At 39.5% G+C, this 17,634-nt stretch carries 13 protein-coding genes; 6 read left to right on the top strand and 7 right to left on the bottom strand.

Annotation, left to right across the window (positions count from 1 at the left end; translation table 11 throughout):
• Position 1: 1 nt before the first annotated feature.
• The 6 genes from HMJ38_RS22665 to HMJ38_RS22640 form a co-directional block, all read right to left on the bottom strand.
• A complete protein-coding gene (locus HMJ38_RS22665; RefSeq protein ID WP_194976731.1) occupies positions 2-1,057 on the bottom strand; it encodes an efflux RND transporter periplasmic adaptor subunit in 1,056 nt (351 codons plus the stop codon).
• Between the two features lie 7 nt (positions 1,058-1,064).
• Positions 1,065-2,420, bottom strand: coding sequence for a TolC family protein (locus HMJ38_RS22660; protein WP_194976730.1), 1,356 nt, complete (start codon positions 2,418-2,420; stop codon positions 1,065-1,067).
• Positions 2,421-2,474: 54 nt separating this feature from the next.
• The gene (locus tag HMJ38_RS22655) at positions 2,475-3,092 is read right to left on the bottom strand and encodes a TetR/AcrR family transcriptional regulator (RefSeq protein ID WP_194976729.1); all 618 of its coding nucleotides are present in this window, start codon (positions 3,090-3,092) and stop codon (positions 2,475-2,477) included.
• Between the two features lie 68 nt (positions 3,093-3,160).
• The gene (locus tag HMJ38_RS22650) at positions 3,161-4,306 is read right to left on the bottom strand and encodes a glycoside hydrolase family 26 protein (protein ID WP_194976728.1); all 1,146 of its coding nucleotides are present in this window, start codon (positions 4,304-4,306) and stop codon (positions 3,161-3,163) included.
• Positions 4,307-4,309: 3 nt separating this feature from the next.
• Positions 4,310-5,917 (bottom strand): glycosyltransferase family 2 protein, encoded by a 1,608-nt coding sequence (locus HMJ38_RS22645; protein ID WP_194976727.1) that lies wholly within the window; start codon positions 5,915-5,917, stop codon positions 4,310-4,312.
• A 1-nt stretch (position 5,918) separates the two neighbouring features.
• Positions 5,919-7,496, bottom strand: a complete 1,578-nt coding sequence (locus HMJ38_RS22640; RefSeq protein ID WP_228780220.1) for a tetratricopeptide repeat protein — start codon at positions 7,494-7,496, stop codon at positions 5,919-5,921.
• Between the two features lie 466 nt (positions 7,497-7,962).
• Between HMJ38_RS22640 and HMJ38_RS22635 the strand changes: the two genes are divergently transcribed.
• On the top strand, positions 7,963-9,084 hold the full coding sequence (locus HMJ38_RS22635) for a Gfo/Idh/MocA family protein (RefSeq protein WP_194976725.1): 1,122 nt from the start codon (positions 7,963-7,965) through the stop codon (positions 9,082-9,084).
• A gap of 171 nt (positions 9,085-9,255) precedes the next feature.
• On the opposite strand, the gene HMJ38_RS22630 is transcribed toward HMJ38_RS22635, so the two are convergent.
• Positions 9,256-10,290, bottom strand: coding sequence for an alpha/beta hydrolase (locus HMJ38_RS22630; RefSeq protein ID WP_317174587.1), 1,035 nt, complete (start codon positions 10,288-10,290; stop codon positions 9,256-9,258).
• 265 nt (positions 10,291-10,555) lie between these two features.
• On the opposite strand from HMJ38_RS22630, the gene HMJ38_RS22625 reads away from it, so the two are divergent.
• From HMJ38_RS22625 to HMJ38_RS22605, 5 genes are all read left to right on the top strand, one after another.
• Complete coding sequence (locus tag HMJ38_RS22625; RefSeq protein WP_194976724.1) at positions 10,556-12,208, top strand: M28 family metallopeptidase; 1,653 nt, start codon at positions 10,556-10,558, stop codon at positions 12,206-12,208.
• A gap of 200 nt (positions 12,209-12,408) precedes the next feature.
• Positions 12,409-13,089: a TetR/AcrR family transcriptional regulator gene (locus HMJ38_RS22620; RefSeq protein WP_194976723.1), complete on the top strand. Its 681-nt coding sequence runs from the start codon at positions 12,409-12,411 to the stop codon at positions 13,087-13,089.
• Positions 13,079-14,779 (top strand): peptidase domain-containing ABC transporter, encoded by a 1,701-nt coding sequence (locus HMJ38_RS22615; RefSeq protein ID WP_194976722.1) that lies wholly within the window; start codon positions 13,079-13,081, stop codon positions 14,777-14,779. Before HMJ38_RS22620 ends, HMJ38_RS22615 begins: the two co-directional genes overlap by 11 nt.
• 12 nt (positions 14,780-14,791) lie before the next feature.
• The gene (locus HMJ38_RS22610) at positions 14,792-16,144 is read left to right on the top strand and encodes an HlyD family secretion protein (RefSeq protein ID WP_194976721.1); all 1,353 of its coding nucleotides are present in this window, start codon (positions 14,792-14,794) and stop codon (positions 16,142-16,144) included.
• Positions 16,145-17,530: a TolC family protein gene (locus HMJ38_RS22605; RefSeq protein ID WP_228780219.1), complete on the top strand. Its 1,386-nt coding sequence runs from the start codon at positions 16,145-16,147 to the stop codon at positions 17,528-17,530.
• Positions 17,531-17,634 lie beyond the last annotated feature (104 nt).

Below are 17,634 nucleotides of genomic sequence, written 5' to 3'. Positions count from 1 at the left end.
ATCAATTCTGTATAGAGATGGAAGATTGGTCACTGAGATAGGCGCTTCCGGCTACAATCAATATATCATAACCTTCAAGTCCACTGATGATCTGTACTTTGTCAGGATAAACCCTTCCCAAAACCACACTTATTTTTTGGGCTGTTTCATTGTCTTTGGTTACAAACACAAAACCTTTACCTGCATTGGCATCCAAAATAGCTTCATAGGGTATATACCAAGTAGGTTGACTGTTGCTGGAATGGATAGTTGCTGTACCAAACATCCCACTTGCCAAGTAATCAGGGGCTGTTTCCGAAAATTCAATCTCAACCAAATAGGTGCCCGTCAGGGCGTCAGCGACTTTCGCTTTTCTTTTGACATGGGCCAGATAATGTATGTCAGGTTGAACAGGGGTTGTGATTTCTACTTTATCATCTTCCTGCACAGTGGCCCAATCACGGTCGCTCAGTGCTACTTTCAATTTCCAGTTTCCTTTTCCGGTACCATTGGTCTGAAGCACAGGACTACCTGAGGAAATTTGTTGACCGGGATTTGCGAATTTTTTGAGGACATACCCGTTACTTACTGCTCGTATAAGCGAATAATCTTTATTGAATTCGGCAGCCCGTAAATTTTGAGAAGCAATGTCAAGGGCTGTTTTGCTGTTTTGGGATTGTTCCAAAGTAGCTACTGAATCCGCCAACAGCCGCTGAACCCTCTGATAATCCCGGAGGGCTTTTTCGTAGCCCAATTCTGCTTGTGCAACCCCGGTATTGATTTCTGTCAAATCCAAGGTAGCAAGCAGTTGGCCTTTTTTGATATAATCACCTTCTGATACGAGAATCTGATTGATAATTCCGCCTGTCTTGAAAGAAAGTAAGGTTTCATCATCGGTAGTGAACTGACCGGTGCCCTGTATGTCCATTTTGTTTTCAGACAATGCGATTGGGGTCACTCTGACCGGGATGCTTCCCTGAGGGATGGTATTATTGATGGCTTTTCCATCAGTTCCGCAGGCATTCAAAATCAAGATGCCGGGTAGGAGGAGTAGGAGGGTTTGGATAAAAGGTTTCATGGTTGTGTTATTTCAATGTTTCTAATTCTCTTTCTAATTGAGCCACGGCGCTCAGTAATCCATAATTGGCAATGGTTACCCTAAGTTCGGATAGGGTAAATTGATTTCTGGCATCAATGAATTCTATCAGGGAATTGGTACCTTCTCTATAGCCTTTGTCTATCAGTCTGAGGTAGGAGGAGGCTGATTTAAAGTTACTTTCGGCAGATTGTTTTGCAGCACCTGCCGCTTTGATGTTGTTTTTGGCAGTCCTGATGGACATGTCAATTTGATTTTCCAATAATTCTGTTTTGTAGGAAATTGCATCGATTTCGATTTTTGCTCTATTGATCTCATTCCTGTTTCTTCCGCCCTGAAAAACAGGCATAGACATGTTCAGGCCAAAAAGTGCGTATCGGCTTTGTTGTGAATAGTCAAAATCGAAGCCCTGCATGCCGAGGTCCAAAAATGTGTTCAATCTGGGTACTCCAAAATTTCGGTTCATTCTGATTACAGTTTCCTGAATGTTTTTGGCGGTTGCAATTTTTACCAATTCTGCCCTTTGGGAATAATCTTCCTCTTGAAATAGTCTCGAGATTTCCTCTTCTTGGATTTCCTGGATTTCAAAGATTACTTGGGTTTGCAGGGGTCTATTGAGTAAAAAATTGACATAGTATGCCGCATTAGCCATTTTGTTTTCCGCTTCTATCAATTGGGCGTTGAGGTTTTCAACTTCACTTTCTGCCCGGAGCACCTGTGCAGGTAATCCTTTACCATTGGCCAAAAGAGAACGGTTATCTTTTAAATTCCGGTCTACCAATATTTTTGATTCTTCCAAAATCTGTTTGGCAGTATAGGCAAGACAAAATTGGTAATAAGCCTGTTTGATGTTTTTCACAAGCTCCGCCTTGTAAATTTCAATCTCATATTCTTCAAGCTTGACTGATTGTTGGCGGATGAGCTTGTTGAAATGCAGATCGGGATTGATGATTGGGTAGCTTACCCTGAACCGGGCATCGTAAAAATTATTGGGCATAAACTGTTCCTCAATATTTTCCAACTGTGGAAAAGCCTGTCTGTCTGTCAGGGTGTTTAAGGTAGAATATACACCATTCAATAAATCTCCCAAGGGTAGAATAATTGCCCTTCCCCCTCTTGCCAATGTATAATTGGCTCCAAAGTCAACTGAGGGAAGAAAAAAGCTTTTGGCATCTTTTAAGGCTAAAAGACTCTGATCCAGTGAGATATGCCTGTCTTTCAGGACAAGGTTATGTTGCAAGCCTTCAGAAACATAATCTGATAGGATTTGCTGGGCTTTGCCTTCGGATAACAGTCCAAAGAATAGTAGGAGCCAAAGGAAGATTTTTTTGTGCGTGGAATCCATAATTATTACATTGTTATATAATTAAACACTGTTTAATAAATAGTCAAAAAAATATCAGAGTTTGTCCAAGACCATGAGAAAAGATTGGTAGCTATTTTCTACAATATTTTCAACTTCAGAAACTTCAAGGATATTTACTCTTTTTCTGATCTTCAGTGATACCATTCCATGAACTGTTGACCAAATCATAAAAGAGAGAGCTTCGAGTCTATGTCCTTGGAAATGGCCTTTTTGCATACATTCTTTAACGGTCAATCTCAATTGGTTGAAGCTGGAGTCCCCTTCGGACCAACATAAATCATCCCTCGTTTCTACATGGTCTATAGGAGCTTCAATGATAAACATCAAATCGTACATATCTTGATTTTCCAGACCAAATTCTATGTAGATTTTACCCATTGCCCTTAATCTACTCATAGGGTCCACAATTGCGGATAGGATTCCCATTCGTTTCCCCATTTCCTGAAAGCCTTCGGTATGAAGCGCATGGAAAATCTCATTCTTATCTTTAAAATAATGGTATATAATTCCGGGACTGTATTCAATTTCATCAGCGATGTTACGGATAGAGGTTTTCTCAAAGCCTCTTTCAAGAAATAATTTCTTGGCAGCTTTGAGAATACTGTCTTTCAGTTCTTCCTTTTCCCGTATTTTTCTTTCTACTAATCCCATGAATGATTTATTATACATCCAAATATAATTGAACAGTGTTTAATTTTCCAAATTATTTTTTGAATTTTTTACCATGTTCCGATTACGTTGCGAATTGCCGCGCTCACTTCGGGATCATTCTTAAATGACCAGTTCAATACTTGATAGGTGGTAGTAGCGTCTGTTGAGTTGTGAAAAAACAGGAGTCCCTTGACCAAAGGGAATTTTTCAGGGAATCCGGATAATGACTCTTTGTACCATTTAGCACGGTCTCCACCTACTGCCAAGGTTCCATATTCTGAAATCATAATAGGCTTTCCATATTCTGAGAATGTTTCATAAGATTTGGCAAAAATCTCGTCAAAAGTCCACCACTGACTCCAAGGTGCTACCGTACCGTAATTTAATGTGCCGGTACCGACCCAATCCACAAACTCATCTCCCGGGTAATAGGCTTCGAACTCTCCATAGGCCAGATGAGGGGACCATACCCAGATGACATTGTCAGCACCTATGTCTTTGAATCTGCTGACCACATGTCTCCAGGCTTGAATAAATTCCTCAGGCTTGTTATTTTGAGGACCCCATGGGTACCTGTAGGGATCATTCATTTCATGTGCAAATCTCAGGAACATTAAAACTCCTGAATCTTTTGCCTCTTGGGCCCAACGGTCTACATAAGAATCATAAACACCTCTTGCTATTGCCAAAAGCCCATCGCTATCTCTGAATTCTGAGTCTGGAATGCCAGGAAGCGCTTGCTTGTCAAAATCATTCAGCCAAGGTTCCCAAGTGATAACCGGTACAGAACCTAATGATGAAATGGCATTAACCTCATCAGCAGGAAATCTTTGTTCCCTTTTACTTCCCCATGCAGTATAGATTTTCACCAACGGGAAAACTGTATTCAAACTATCTTCGATAGCTACTATTGGTTCAAAATTCTGTACAGCCAGATTATCATAAGCTCCAAGTAGGAGTAATTCTGTGTTGACCAGCTTATTTTTATCAGCCCTATATTCCGTAAACCAATCCAAAGCAAGGCTTCTGGATTTTTCTCTTTTTTTCAAAATATATTTGTTTTCAATGGATCTGATGCCTGTGGTAACTTTACCAAAGAAATCATCAACAGGGCCGGTAGATTCATCCCCAAAATAGGTGACGCTTGCGACCAGCAAAATACCTGTGAATATTGTTGCTATAACGATCAGCAATCTGTAAAGAACTTTTTTCATTACTTAAAATTTAGAGTTTTTCTGAATAATGTCATCAATGTCAATTGTTTCCCAAGGATCTTCCTCATTAATTCTGGTTGACTCCCAAGCCGCATACATCGAAAAACAGCCAAGTATAAAAGGGATGAATGCAAAAGCCATCATTCCATATGTTTTTTCGGAGCTGGCAAGCAATGTCACCTCGGACAGGACATATCTCCTTTCATATAACACATAACCAATCGTTAAAATAAAAATCAGGAGATGGAGTAATAATGGTCTGGCAAATGGGGATATTCCCCCAATTACAGCTTGCTTGGCAGTTGGGATATAGGGGATTTTTTTGTCAAAAATCGATAAAACAAAGCCCATGAGGTATACCGGCCAACAGGCAAATTTCATAATCATTCCCCGCCAGTGTAGTCCATTTTCTTCTTTTCTATGGGAAAGCCAGCGTTGAACATGCAGATAAATCCAGACTGAAAAAAGCAATACCGGAAATCCGTAATACAAGAATTCAATGAAGTACATTTTGGCCGGAACGATGTCAAACCAAAAGTAGAGAAAGGGAATCAGAATATAGGTGAGTGTGATTAATCCTTCGATGTAATAGGTTCCGATTGTAATGTAAGATAGCTTTTGCCAAAAGGATAGTTTGCTGAAGAGTTTCGGGACCTCAGCAAAAAGTACCTCATGAACTCCTCTTGCCCACTTGAGTTGTTGTTTGCAAAACGAACCAAAATCCTCGGGCACCAAGCCCCGGCTGACTACTACAGGATTATAGATGGATTTCCAGCCTTCGGCATGGATTCTGATTGCCGTTACAAGGTCTTCGGCCAAGCCTACACCGTGACCGCCTGCAGATTCCAGGGCTTTTCTTCTGAAAGTACAATTTGCCCCAATGGCCACAGCACAGTTATATCCATGCATTCCCATTTGTGTTGGGCCGTAGAAAGTATAAGTCTGTTCGGCGGCTGCTTTTGCGGTAAAGGATTTATATTGGTTGTAGTAAGTTTGGGAAACCTGTACATATCCAACCTTTTCATCCTCAAAAAATCCAAGGACTTCATCCAGAAAATTTGGAAAAGGGATATGGTCGGGGTCAAGCACCAATATAAAATCTTCATCGGTAAGTGAAAGGGCTTTATTGATTTTTCCAGCTTTGGCACCGGGAAGTCCTACCAATTCCAAGCATACAGCTCCGTTTTTTTCAGTGACTTCCCTGAACCGTGGATCCTGGGTATCATCCAATAAATAGGTCGTATGTGGGTAAGTGATTTTAGAACAGGCTTCCAGTGTTTTTTCAAACATTGATAAGGGTTCACCGGGTGAACTGGTAGTGAAAATTGCAACCTTTAACCCTTTAGGGGCTTTTTTTGAATCCGGTCTTTGGATACCGAGGTAATTGACCCAAATGATCACAAGCCGTAACATTCCGTACCAAAACACCAAGGATAATAGGATAAACAAAAATAAAGAATCTACATGCTCTGCTTTAAACCACCAATTGCCTAGCCGTAGTAAAGCAATAACCCCGGCGGCTACCAAGGCAGCGAGAAAATACTTTTCTATTCGTTGGATGTTTTTTGCTTTTCTGAAAATCCAATAATCCTTATCTTTTCTCTTTGTCATCTTAGAGGGTAAATTTTAGAGTGGCGTTGGCATTGTGCCCATCAAAGAAAATTGTCCTGAGGTAAATGTATTCCAAGGCAAAGCTGGTCTTTCTGCTGATATTCCAGTTGATCCGACTACGTAAATCCAATGGATAATATCTAGTTGGTACAAATACTTTGAACAGGTCGTCTGCCATGATTTGATTTTCTCCAATTGTCGGATTTTGGATAGGGTTGTTCGGGTTCCCCTGTGGTGAACCTGGAATGGATACAGATCCGTTGTTTTGATCCTGATCAACTCCAAAAAAGATGAAATTCGGATTGTCAATAATGGCATATACTCCAATATTGTTGTTGAAACTCATATTGAATTTAGGACTCAGTTTAACATCGATTTTAGCTAAAGCAGAATGCCTGTATTCATTTTGAGGAGTAAAGTAAGGATTGAAGATACCTGGAAAGACGGTGCCAATTTCAGTTTGACTGATCAATCCCGATATAGGTTCTACTACTTCAAATCTGTTTTCTTTGGAGTCTGCCATCATGAATGCATAGCCGATATCCAGCCTGACTGCTTTTTGTTTTAGAATCGGAAAAAGAATCCAAGCACTGCTTGTTCTCACATAATTATCATTCGAAAAATTATCCTGTCTGAAACTCACTTGACCTGTCCAGTTTTCACTCATGTCCCTACCAAATGACGCAGAATAGCCTATTGGAAGTACCTCTGTCTCCAAACTCGCCAGTGTAAAGAGATAAAAACCACGTTCTGCAGCCGCAGTCAGGTATAAGTCATTAAAGGTTTTTTGACGGATATTTATACCCCCGAGCGGGCTGATTGTTTCAGTCCAAGATGCCCTGAAAAGACCTGCATTCAATGAGATCTCGGTTCCAGATTTGATGATATTGGTTTTGTTGGAAACTTGAAAATACAAAGTCTGTTGATCAGTGGTATAAGATCTTACCTCTGCCAGTAAAGAAGGCTGAAGTAAGGCAGATTGATACAAATTGATTTTAAGCGATGAAATAATTGCCTCTAAAGGTTGTGAATCACTGATATAGGAGGTATTGAGTGCGATTGTGGGTGAAGTTGTCAGTTCAATTTCCTCTTTGAGAGCAAGGGCTTCTAAATTGTCGGGGTAGGGATCAAGTATTTTATTCAGATAAGCTAAGGCTTTGCTTGGGGGTTGACCGTCCCAATAGGACATCCGGGCAAGTAAAAGGTTGGATTCAGGATCTTTTGGATATTGCTCAATATATTGAATGAGAAGTTGTCTGGATTTTGGATATACTCCATTTTCAAAAAGAATTCTGGCATAGTCCCGTTTGATTTCCAATGATTCAGGAAGTCGCTGTATGGCTTTTTCGAGGTAAGCTATAGTTCCTTCCAAGTCCTTCGACCAATAAAGGCCTTGAGCTTTGAGCCGGATGATATTTTCATCATTCGGATGACCTTTTTCCATTTTTTCAAGCAATGATATTCCTTCCGAATAATCAGCGCTATAAATTTTTTCTTTGGCGATATTCAATGAGTCGAAAAAAGACTGCTCCTGGGCCAAGGAATGGGAAGCAAGCAGAAAATTGGTTAATGAAATCAAAAACAGGAATTGTACAAATTTTACAATTTTGTTTGATAACATCACAAATTTCATGTCAATTCTAATATAATTTATAGAATATTGTTTGGAAAACAATGTCATTTTTGTTTGAAAAGGGTGATTTTCAAATCAAATATGAAATAAATTTTTGAAAAAGTGCTCGTTTTTCTCTCAATAAAAATTAATTCTTTCTATATCCATCGGTTATATTAATTGCATAGGACAAATTGGGAATTTGATTTGTTTTCTGCTTGATATGGGTAATGTCGAGGAATATTGTGATCAGAGGTGATTACTGAAATTATGCTATCTTAGAGATTTTAACAGCGAATCCAATACATGATTGAATTGGAATATTAAAGTATGAATTGTCCTATCATGCTATTTGTTTTTGGTTGGTATTGTTTTTTGGCTTAAATTCCTTTCCATCATTTAAAAACCTTAAACCTAAAATATTTGAAGCATTATGAAATCAAGAAGAGACTTTATACAGAAATTAACTGTTGGTGCAGGAATTCTCCCAATGACTTTTAGTTTTACACCATTCGAACAACAGCATCAGTACATTCCTGATGTGCAGGACGGGCCTGTATTGAAAGTTGCCATCATGGGTCTGGGAAGCTATGGCAACAGGGTAGCAGAGGCGATGAAAGACAGCAAGCGAGCAAAAGTAACAGGCGTCATCAGCGGAACACCTTCCAAAATCAAGGAATGGCAGTCCAAGTATAATATTCCAGATAAAAACTGTTACAACTACGAAAATTTTGATGCCGTCAAAAATAATCCTGATATAGATGCCGTCTATATTATCACGCCAAATGCTTTACATCATGGTCAATGTTTGAGAGTAGCTGCTGCTGGCAAACATGTTATCTGTGAAAAACCCATGGCCATCAATGCCAAAGAGGGTAAGGAAATGGTGGATGCCTGTAAAAAGGCCGGCGTACATTTATTGATTGGATATAGAATGCATTTTGAGGCCAACACTTTGGAAGTCATCAGACTGAGGGAGGCCGGAGAATTTGGTACCATTAAATTTTTTCAGGGACTAGCCGGATTTAAAATCGGTGATCCTACACAATGGAGACTCAATAAAGAATTGGCAGGTGGTGGGGCTATGATGGATATCGGTATTTATGCCATCAATGGCTCCCGGTATATGGTGGGCGAGGAGCCTATTTGGGTCACTGCTCAAGAGGTGAAAACTGATCCGGTAAAATTTAAAGAGGGAGTGGATGAGACCATCACTTTCCAATTGGGATTTCCAAGTGGTGTGGTGGCATCATGCCTTTCCACTTATGCAATCAGCTATTTGGATAAATTTTTCTTGGTGGGGGATAAAGGTTTTGCCGAAATGCAACCATCCACCGGATATGGACCCATAAAAAGCTGGACAAACAAAGGCCGCTTGGACCTACCACATGTAACCCATCAAACTACCCAAATGGATCAGATGGCTGCCATTATTTTTGATGGAAAAAAGCCGAAAGTGCCTGTTGACGGCGAGGAAGGTTTGAAAGACATGAAAATCATAGATGCCATATTTGAAGCTGTTAAAAGCGGTGATAAAGTTGCGTTAAAACTTTAGAGTTTTGAACCACAAAAGAGACAAAAGGATTCAAAAGAATTAATGTATATAATTTAAGACTATTGCTCATTTCAATCTTTTATCTTAATGACAAAAAATGGATTGGCAACAAGATTAAATCCAAAACCTTTTGTTAACACTTGTCACTTTTGTGGTTAAAAATATTTCCTTCTAATCTTCAATTGCAATCAATTCGGGTTTGGTAACCTTTTTTATTCCTGCTACTTCTTCCAAAAATGAGATGGTTTCATTTAGCACTCCTTCCCAATCATTTGAAGTGATGTTTGAGGCGATGACATGGTCTCCCGTTTCGGGAAATTCCTTTTTGACTTTGAGTTTATCGGGTGTACTAACTTGATCAAACATCTCAAGCATTTTAGGTACGGAAACGACAAAGTCCTGTTCCTCTTCATTTTTGTAATAGTAGCCTAAAAAAAGTGGTGTATTTATTTCATTGAATGTTTCAGCGTTCATCTTGCTTCTCAGCAAGACTGCCAAACTTCTATATCCGTTGAGGTGATACTCTCTGGACCAGTATTTTGCTTTTTCACCTTCCCGGTTATTGATGATGACACCATTCTCATATTGGAATTTTTCAGCCAAATAAGACAGCCATGGCTTAAAAAATATATCCAATGCGCCTCCATATTCCATGATTGCAGGAGAGTAAAGGACCAAGGCTTTCATATCAGGCCGCTCGGAAGCAAGGACCAAAGACAAAGCACCTCCCATAGAAGTTCCTATGACAATCACTGAATCTCCAAGACTTTGACCTACCATATAGGCTTCTCGGGCTTCATCAAGGAGTTTTTGAGCATTCAAATATTTGAACCCGTCCGGCCTGGAGATGCCGTGCTCGGGCAATCTTACCAAATAAAGATTGGCATCAAAGTGAGATGCGATTTGTCTGTGGACTGGATGACCTTCTTTTTCGCTGGCACCAAATCCATGAATATAAATGATGGAAAAAGGTGTTTTACTTTTATTGAGGCTATCTGCCCAGATAATTTTGGCTTCATTATCTGGTTTTAACCCTGTCACCGTATCACTTTTAGCCTCAATGAATATAGTTAGGTCATTTAGTCTTGTAGGAACTTGAGGATAGTCTCCATCCAAATTTTCTACTTTAATTTTGGGACCAAGCATATAGAGCACCGCAAAAACAATTGCCAGGGTCATTAAAACTTTCAATACTGTTTTCATCATCTGTAAGATTTGATTACTAAGGTAAAACTAAAACCCTGTAAAATTTTCAAATAGCCGAAATCTAACTCCAAAGTTGGTCATAAGTTTGATTATGTATCAAAACTACCAATGGCATTACCTATTTTGAACATTTTCAGAATGTTGGGTACTCGATATGACACTCAAACCCAACATCGGTCATCTAACATCCGACATCCTTTCATACACGGGGTATATTTATTAATAAGTAATATTCTTATCTTCGACCAAACCACAAACCTTTAATATGAATTTCAAGAAGCTTAAAACATTCGGATCACTTGCCCTTTTGAGCATTTACACCTTTTCTTGTCAACCAACAGAGACAGCACCTTATCAATTTCAGATTTCTGACTTGGAGGACCATTTGATCACCTTATCATCCGATGACTTCATGGGGAGGATGCCTTTTACGGAAGGGGAGGAAATTACCATCAAATACCTCGAAAATGAATTCAGGGCCATGGGTCTGGAGCCTGGAAATGGGGACAGTTATTTTCAGGATGTGCCCATGGTTTCCATTACAACCAATCCTTCCAATGAAATGACCATTAAATCAGCCTCCAAAGAATTGAATCTGGAAGGGTTAAAAGATTTTGTTCTATGGACTCAAAGGACTGAGGAAACACAGAATTTCGAAGATATTGAAATCGTTTTTGCGGGATTCGGGATCGTTGCTCCTGAGTATGGTTGGAATGATTATAAAAATATTGATGTCAAGGATAAGATTGTGATGGTACTGGTCAATGATCCTGGTTTTGGAACAGAGGAAGAGGCGCTATTTAAAGGTAATACCATGACCTATTACGGACGTTGGACTTATAAATTTGAAGAAGCGGCGAGACAAGGGGCATTGGGCACACTGATTGTGCACAACACCATTCCCGCAGGTTATGGGTTTAATGTGATTCAGAACAATTGGAACGCTCCTAAACTCTATTTGGATACCCGGAGCAAAGAAATCTACAAACCAGTATTTGAAGGTTGGGTTACCCTTCCAATGGCAAACCAATTGTTTGAAATGGCTGGATTAAATGAAAGGGAAATGCTGGGACAGGCAAGAAGACCTGATTTTCAGGCTATACCCATGAACCTGAAAGCCAGTTCAACCATGGAAGTAGAAGCTACATATGATATTTCAAAGAATGTCATTGCCAAAATCACCGGCAGTAAAAGACCTGATGAATACCTCATTTACACTGCCCACTGGGATCATTTGGGAATAGGTAAGCCGGATGAATTTGGAGATAGTATTTACAATGGAGCTTTGGACAATGCCAGTGGGACGGCAGCGCTATTGGCTTTGGCCAAAGCTTTTAAATCCGATAAACAGCCGGAAAGGACCGTCATATTTCTTTCTGTAACAGCAGAAGAACAGGGATTATGGGGTTCGGCTTATTATGCTGAAAATCCGGTATATCCTGTAGAAAAAACCGTTGCCAATATCAATATGGACGGCATCAATCCTTATGGGAAAATGAAGGATGTGTCCTTGATAGGTATGGGTCAATCCGATATGGAAGACCTGTTAAACGTCGAATTGGCCAAAGTAGACAGGTACAGTGCACCGGAGCCTACACCTTCTGCAGGCTACTATTTTAGATCAGACCATTTCAATTTTGCAAAGGTTGGAATACCTGCCCTTTATATTGGAACGGGAATTGACCATGTTGAAAAAGGTAAAGAGTACGGAAAAGAGTTACAGGATGAATATACTTCCAAGTATTATCACAAGCCTTCTGACTCCTACGATCCAGAAAGGTGGAATCTGGAAGGGGCTGTGGATGATGTACAACTACTATATCAAGTAGGCAAAAGACTTGCTGACAGTGATATATGGCCACAGTGGAAAGAAGGTTCGGAATTCAAGACGACAAGAGATGCTTATATGAAGAGATAGGATGTTTAGTTGACAGTCGCAGTTTGGGCAACTGCGACTGTGAGCTAAACCCTTTACTGGGAGAACTGACCACTGCAAATGCGCCTGTCATCTGAACACTGCCCAATAAACACTGACCCCGTGTGTAATACAAACTTTTTATACTACAATATAAACTTTTTGTAAAGTAATACCGTTATCAGCTTATTATTTCTTTAACCATGGAATATATTCTACAAAAAATACGGGTGGAAATCAATGAGGATATTTTTCTCAAAGATCCTTTTAGCTCTGACTTAGGGAAAGATATTATCCAACAATCTGTTTGCATGATGATTGATTTGGGATTTGAACATTTCAACTTCAAAAAGCTTTCAACTAGAATCGGTTGCACTGAATCAGCCATATACCGGTACTTTGAAAATAAACATAAGTTGCTTTTGTTTTTGACTTCTTGGTATTGGGGTTATCTTGAACAGAATCTGGTTTTTTGTACTGCCAATTTGCTTGATTCAAGAAAAAAACTGGAATTAGCTATTCAAATTTTGGTAAAAGGCCCCATATTTACTAAGAATGATTTTATTGACCCATTGACCCTTAAAATCTTGCTGACAGATGAGGCGGCCAAGGCTTTTATGACCAAGGAGGTTGATGAAGAGTACAAAAAAGGATTCTTCAATCATTACCATAAGCTTGGAGAAAGAATTTCAAAGATCATTCTAGAGATTAATCCAGATTTCGAATACCCAATGACCTTGGTTTCAACAGTGATGGAATCAAGTTTTATGCAATCGTATTATGCAAAACATCTTCCCGGCTTGACTGAACATCAGCCTGGAGATGATAAAAAAATTGATTTTTTCCACAACTTAGTTTTCAAAACCATAGAAAATGAAAATTGAATATACTGTCACACCTCTGAAAAGATTCTTCAGGCTCTTGAGGGAGGAGAAAAATGAAGTCTATGCCATCTATTTTTATTCATTGCTCAACGGTGCCGTATCTTTGATTTATCCACTGGGAATACAGGCCATTGTCAATTTTGTACTTGGTGGAAGGGTGAGTACTGCTTGGCTCATCATGATTTTGGTGGTGGCAGTGGGGATTACATTTGGTGGGTTTTTACAAATCTCGCAATTGTATCTGACAGAAAAACTCGAACAAAGAATTTTCACCAAAGTCGGTTTTAGTTTCGCCTACAGACTTCCCAAGCTGAAGCTGGATGAACTTCAGGATAAACACCCTCCTGAACTGGTAAATAGGTTTTTTGATGCAGTAAATCTTCAAAAAGGAGTTTCCAAGATACTCATTGACTTTTCGTTTGCAATGGTTCAGATTTTCTTTGGGATGATTTTACTGGCTATCTACAATATTTTCTTCCTGATTTTCAGTTCTTTGCTTATTGCTTTGGTTGTCTTGATCTTTTATTTTACGAGTCCAAAAGGAATGGAGACAAACCTGAAAGTCTCGACTAAAAAATATGAAACGGCATATTGGTTAGAAGAAATTGGCAGAACGATGGCCACCTTTAAGCTTGCAGGGAATTCAAAATTGCCATTTTTCAACATTGACAAGCTTTTGGTTTCCTATGTAGATTTCAGAAATAAACACTTCGCTGTACTTGTTTTCCAATACAAGGTCATGATAGCATTCAAGGCTTTGATTGTTACAACCCTTTTGGTAGTCGGTAGTTTGCTATTGATTGATAATCAGATCAGTATTGGTCAGTTTGTGGCTGCGGAAGTTATTATCCTTCTGATTGTAAATTCTGTAGAAAAGATCATTCTTTCATTGGATGCTGTTTATGAAACGCTAACAGCTACTGAAAAAATTGGTCAGATCATGGACCTACCCATGGAAAGACAGGAAGGAACTGAGAAGTCACTTACCACCAACAATGAAAGTCTTCAATTTGATGTTAGAAACTTAAGTTTTAAATCGAAAATTTCAATTACTGACGTTTTGGATAATGTTTCCTTTGAACTGAAACCAGGAGAAAAAGTAGCCTTAACCGGAAAAAGCGGAAGTGGAAAAAGTGCCTTGATGTACCTGATTTCAGGCCTATACAGTGATTATAGGGGTCGAATAATTGTAAACGGTTTGCCTATAGACACTATGAATCTGGAAAGATTAAGGGGGTATATTGGAGATAGTCTCTCTCATCAATCGGTTTTTCATGCCAGTATTTATGATAATATAACTTTGCACAAAGAAGTAGATGATGCCCACGTGCGGGAAATCATTGACTTGGTTGGATTAAGGGAATACATATATGTGCTTCCGGATGATTGGGATACTACTATTCTTCCCGAAGGAAAAAATCTCAGCAAAGCGATCATCAGTAAAATAGTATTGGCAAGATGTCTTGTAAACTTTCCAAAGGCCTTATTACTTGAGAACTTGGTGACTTACTTGGACCCTGAGGAGAAAGAAAGAGTTTTGGATTATATTCTCAAAGGGAATTGGACTGTTCTGATGATGGCTGAAGATGCAGATACGATCAAGAAGTTCCCAAGGGTTCTAAAGTTGCACATGGGTAAACTGCTGTTTGATGGAAGTAGTGAAGATTATCTGAACAATGTCAAAAATTAATCCCTCGATAAGATGATTGGTATTTCAAAAAATAAGATAGGGACTGATTTCTCTTTTACAGGTTTCAAAAGTTTTGGGATGACAATTCCCAAAGATGAAAGTAAAAAGAGGATAAGGATATTGTTGTCGCTCTTGATAGGAACTTTTTTGTTCCTTTTCCTACCATGGACCCAAAATGTTAGAACTAAGGGATTTGTAACAGCCCTAAGGCCTGACCAAAGACCACAAACTGTACATTCAATCATTGCCGGGAGGATAGAAAAATGGTATGTTGCGGAGGGTGAGTATGTTCAGAAAGGAGATACTGTCCTGATGATATCGGAGATTAAAGATGATTATTTTGATCCCTTGCTTTTGGATAGGACGAGACTACAGGTAGATGCCAAAAATCTTTCAGCTAAATCTTATTTCGAAAAGGTAAGGTCATTGGAAATTCAGATTCAGGCATTGAAAGAAAATAATGTCCTTAGAATAGAGCAAGCGGAAAACAGACTGAAGATGGCTGAGTTACAGGTGACTTCTGACAGTATCAGGTTTGAACAATCCAAAGTAAACTTCAAAGTAGGGGTAGATCAATTAAAACGAGCAGAAACGCTCTATAAAGAAGGGCTAAGATCTTTGACAGATTTTGAACAAAGAGAGCTTCGGTTTCAGGAAGTTCAAGCAAGTCTGATTGCGGCTGAAAATAAATTTCTGCAAAGTATCAATGCAAGGATTGCCGCTATGATCGAACTCAATGCGATAGATAATGACTTCAGGGATAAAATGGCCAAGGCAAGTGCTGATATGTATGAAGCCATGTCATCACAGTATGATGCTGAGGCTACGGCCACAAAATTGGAAAATCAATATTCAAACTATGAGGTCAGGACAGGATTCCGTCATATCCTCGCTCCACAGGAAGGATATATTACCCGTGCTATTCAGGTGGGTATAGGCGAAACCATCAAAGAAGGAGCAGAAATCATAAGCATTCTACCGGGTAATGCCCAATTGGCAGTTGAAATGTATGTCGCTCCTGTAGACTTTCCATTATTGCGAATCGGTAATAGAGTCCGCTTTATTTTTGATGGTTGGCCAGCAATTGTCTTTTCTGGATGGCCTCAGATTACCAATGGTACTTTTGGTGGGGTAGTTCAGGCGATAGATAATTTTGCAGGTCCAGATGGCAATTATAGGGTTTTGGTTGTGGAAGATCCCGAAGAGCAATCTTGGCCAAATGCTCTGAGGATTGGTTCAGGTGCTGAGGGGATTGCCTTGCTCAATGATGTTCCTTTATGGTATGAAATATGGCGTCAGCTCAATGGCTTCCCACCTGATTATTATACTTCCAGGGAAAAGGCCGAAAATAGAAAAGAAAAGTAAATGATGCGTTTATTGTTTGTTTTTATAGCAATAGGATTGAGCTTCCAAACCTATGGCCAACAAATTCTAACCTATACGGAATACATGGAATGGGTAAGGGATTTTCATCCTGTTGCAAAACAGGCTGAGGTCACTTTGCGCTTTGGTGAGCAGGAGCTGAGATCTTCCCGTGGAGGATTTGATCCGATGGTCTATGCAGATTATGACAGAAAGCGGTTTAAGAATACCAATTACTTTGACAAAAGAGAAGCAGGTTTTGTGGTTCCAACTTGGGCAGGAGTAGAGCTGAAAGGACTTATTGAACAAAATACAGGTTCCTTGTTGAATCCTGAATTAGAAGTGCCCGATGATGGTCTGATTGCATTAGGAGCATCTGTCAATGTTGCACAGGGTTTGTTGATAGACAAGCGGAGAGCAACACTGAGGCAGGCTCAGATTTATTTGGAGTCAACCAAAGCTGAAAGACAGTTGATACTCAATGACCTCTACCTTGAGGCAACGGAAACCTATTGGAATTGGGCTGCTGATTATCGTAACGTAGTGATTTTACAGGAAGGGGTAGAATTGGCCGAACAAAGGTTCGAAATGGTCAAAGAAAGTTACATTCAAGGTGATTTTCCTGCCATAGATACGGTGGAGGCCTATACCCAGGTGATGGACAGGATATACAGGTTGCAAACAGCACAAATTCAATTCTTTCGATCCACACAGTTTGTTAATACCTTCCTATGGGACCAAAATGAAGAACCCGTGGAATTATTGGAATCAACCTTTCCTGAAGATGTACTCAATGAAATGGTATTTGATTACAGTAAGGAATCTTTGAGAGATTATGTCCAACTGCACCCTGACCTTAGGCTGACAGATTTTGATATTGAGTCTTTGATGGTGGAAAGGAGGTATAAAGCAAACCTGTTGTTACCGGTTTTGAAAGTCAATTATAATTTTCTGTCAGAAAGTTTCAATCAATTTGGCAATTCACCATTTCTGGAAAATAATTATAAATTGGGCTTGACATTCGGTATGCCATTGTTTTTGAGAAGGGAAAGGGGTGAACTTGGATTGACCAAGGCAAAAATTGATTTTAAAAATTATCAAAGAGACCTGAAATTGATTCAACTCAAAACCAAGCTTGAGAGTGAGATCTTCAATTTTGAAACTGTCGAACAGCAATTGACCGTATTCATCAACAATGTAAATGGTTTACAAAAATTATTGGACGGAGAAATGATCCGATTTGATATCGGTGAGAGTTCATTATTCCTTGTCAATGCCCGTGAAGTCAGTTTGATCAGTGCAAGGATTACCCTCAACGACCTTGCAGGAAAAAGAAAGACAGCCTATGCCAAGTTGTTGAATGCTGCGGGTTTGGGGTTTGAGGAGTAGGGGATAGAAAGGATGAAGGATGAGGGATGAAGGATGAAAGTCGAGAAACTGTATGTCCCTGATATAGGTTGACCGTTTTTACTCAACTCTATATCATGAAAGCA

It is taken from the genome of Aquiflexum lacus (assembly GCF_015476655.1).
GTDB classification, from domain to species: Bacteria; Bacteroidota; Bacteroidia; order Cytophagales; family Cyclobacteriaceae; genus Aquiflexum; species Aquiflexum lacus.
The sequence above is the reverse complement of the archived record's forward strand: the minus strand, read 5'-3'. Positions and strand labels throughout refer to the sequence as shown.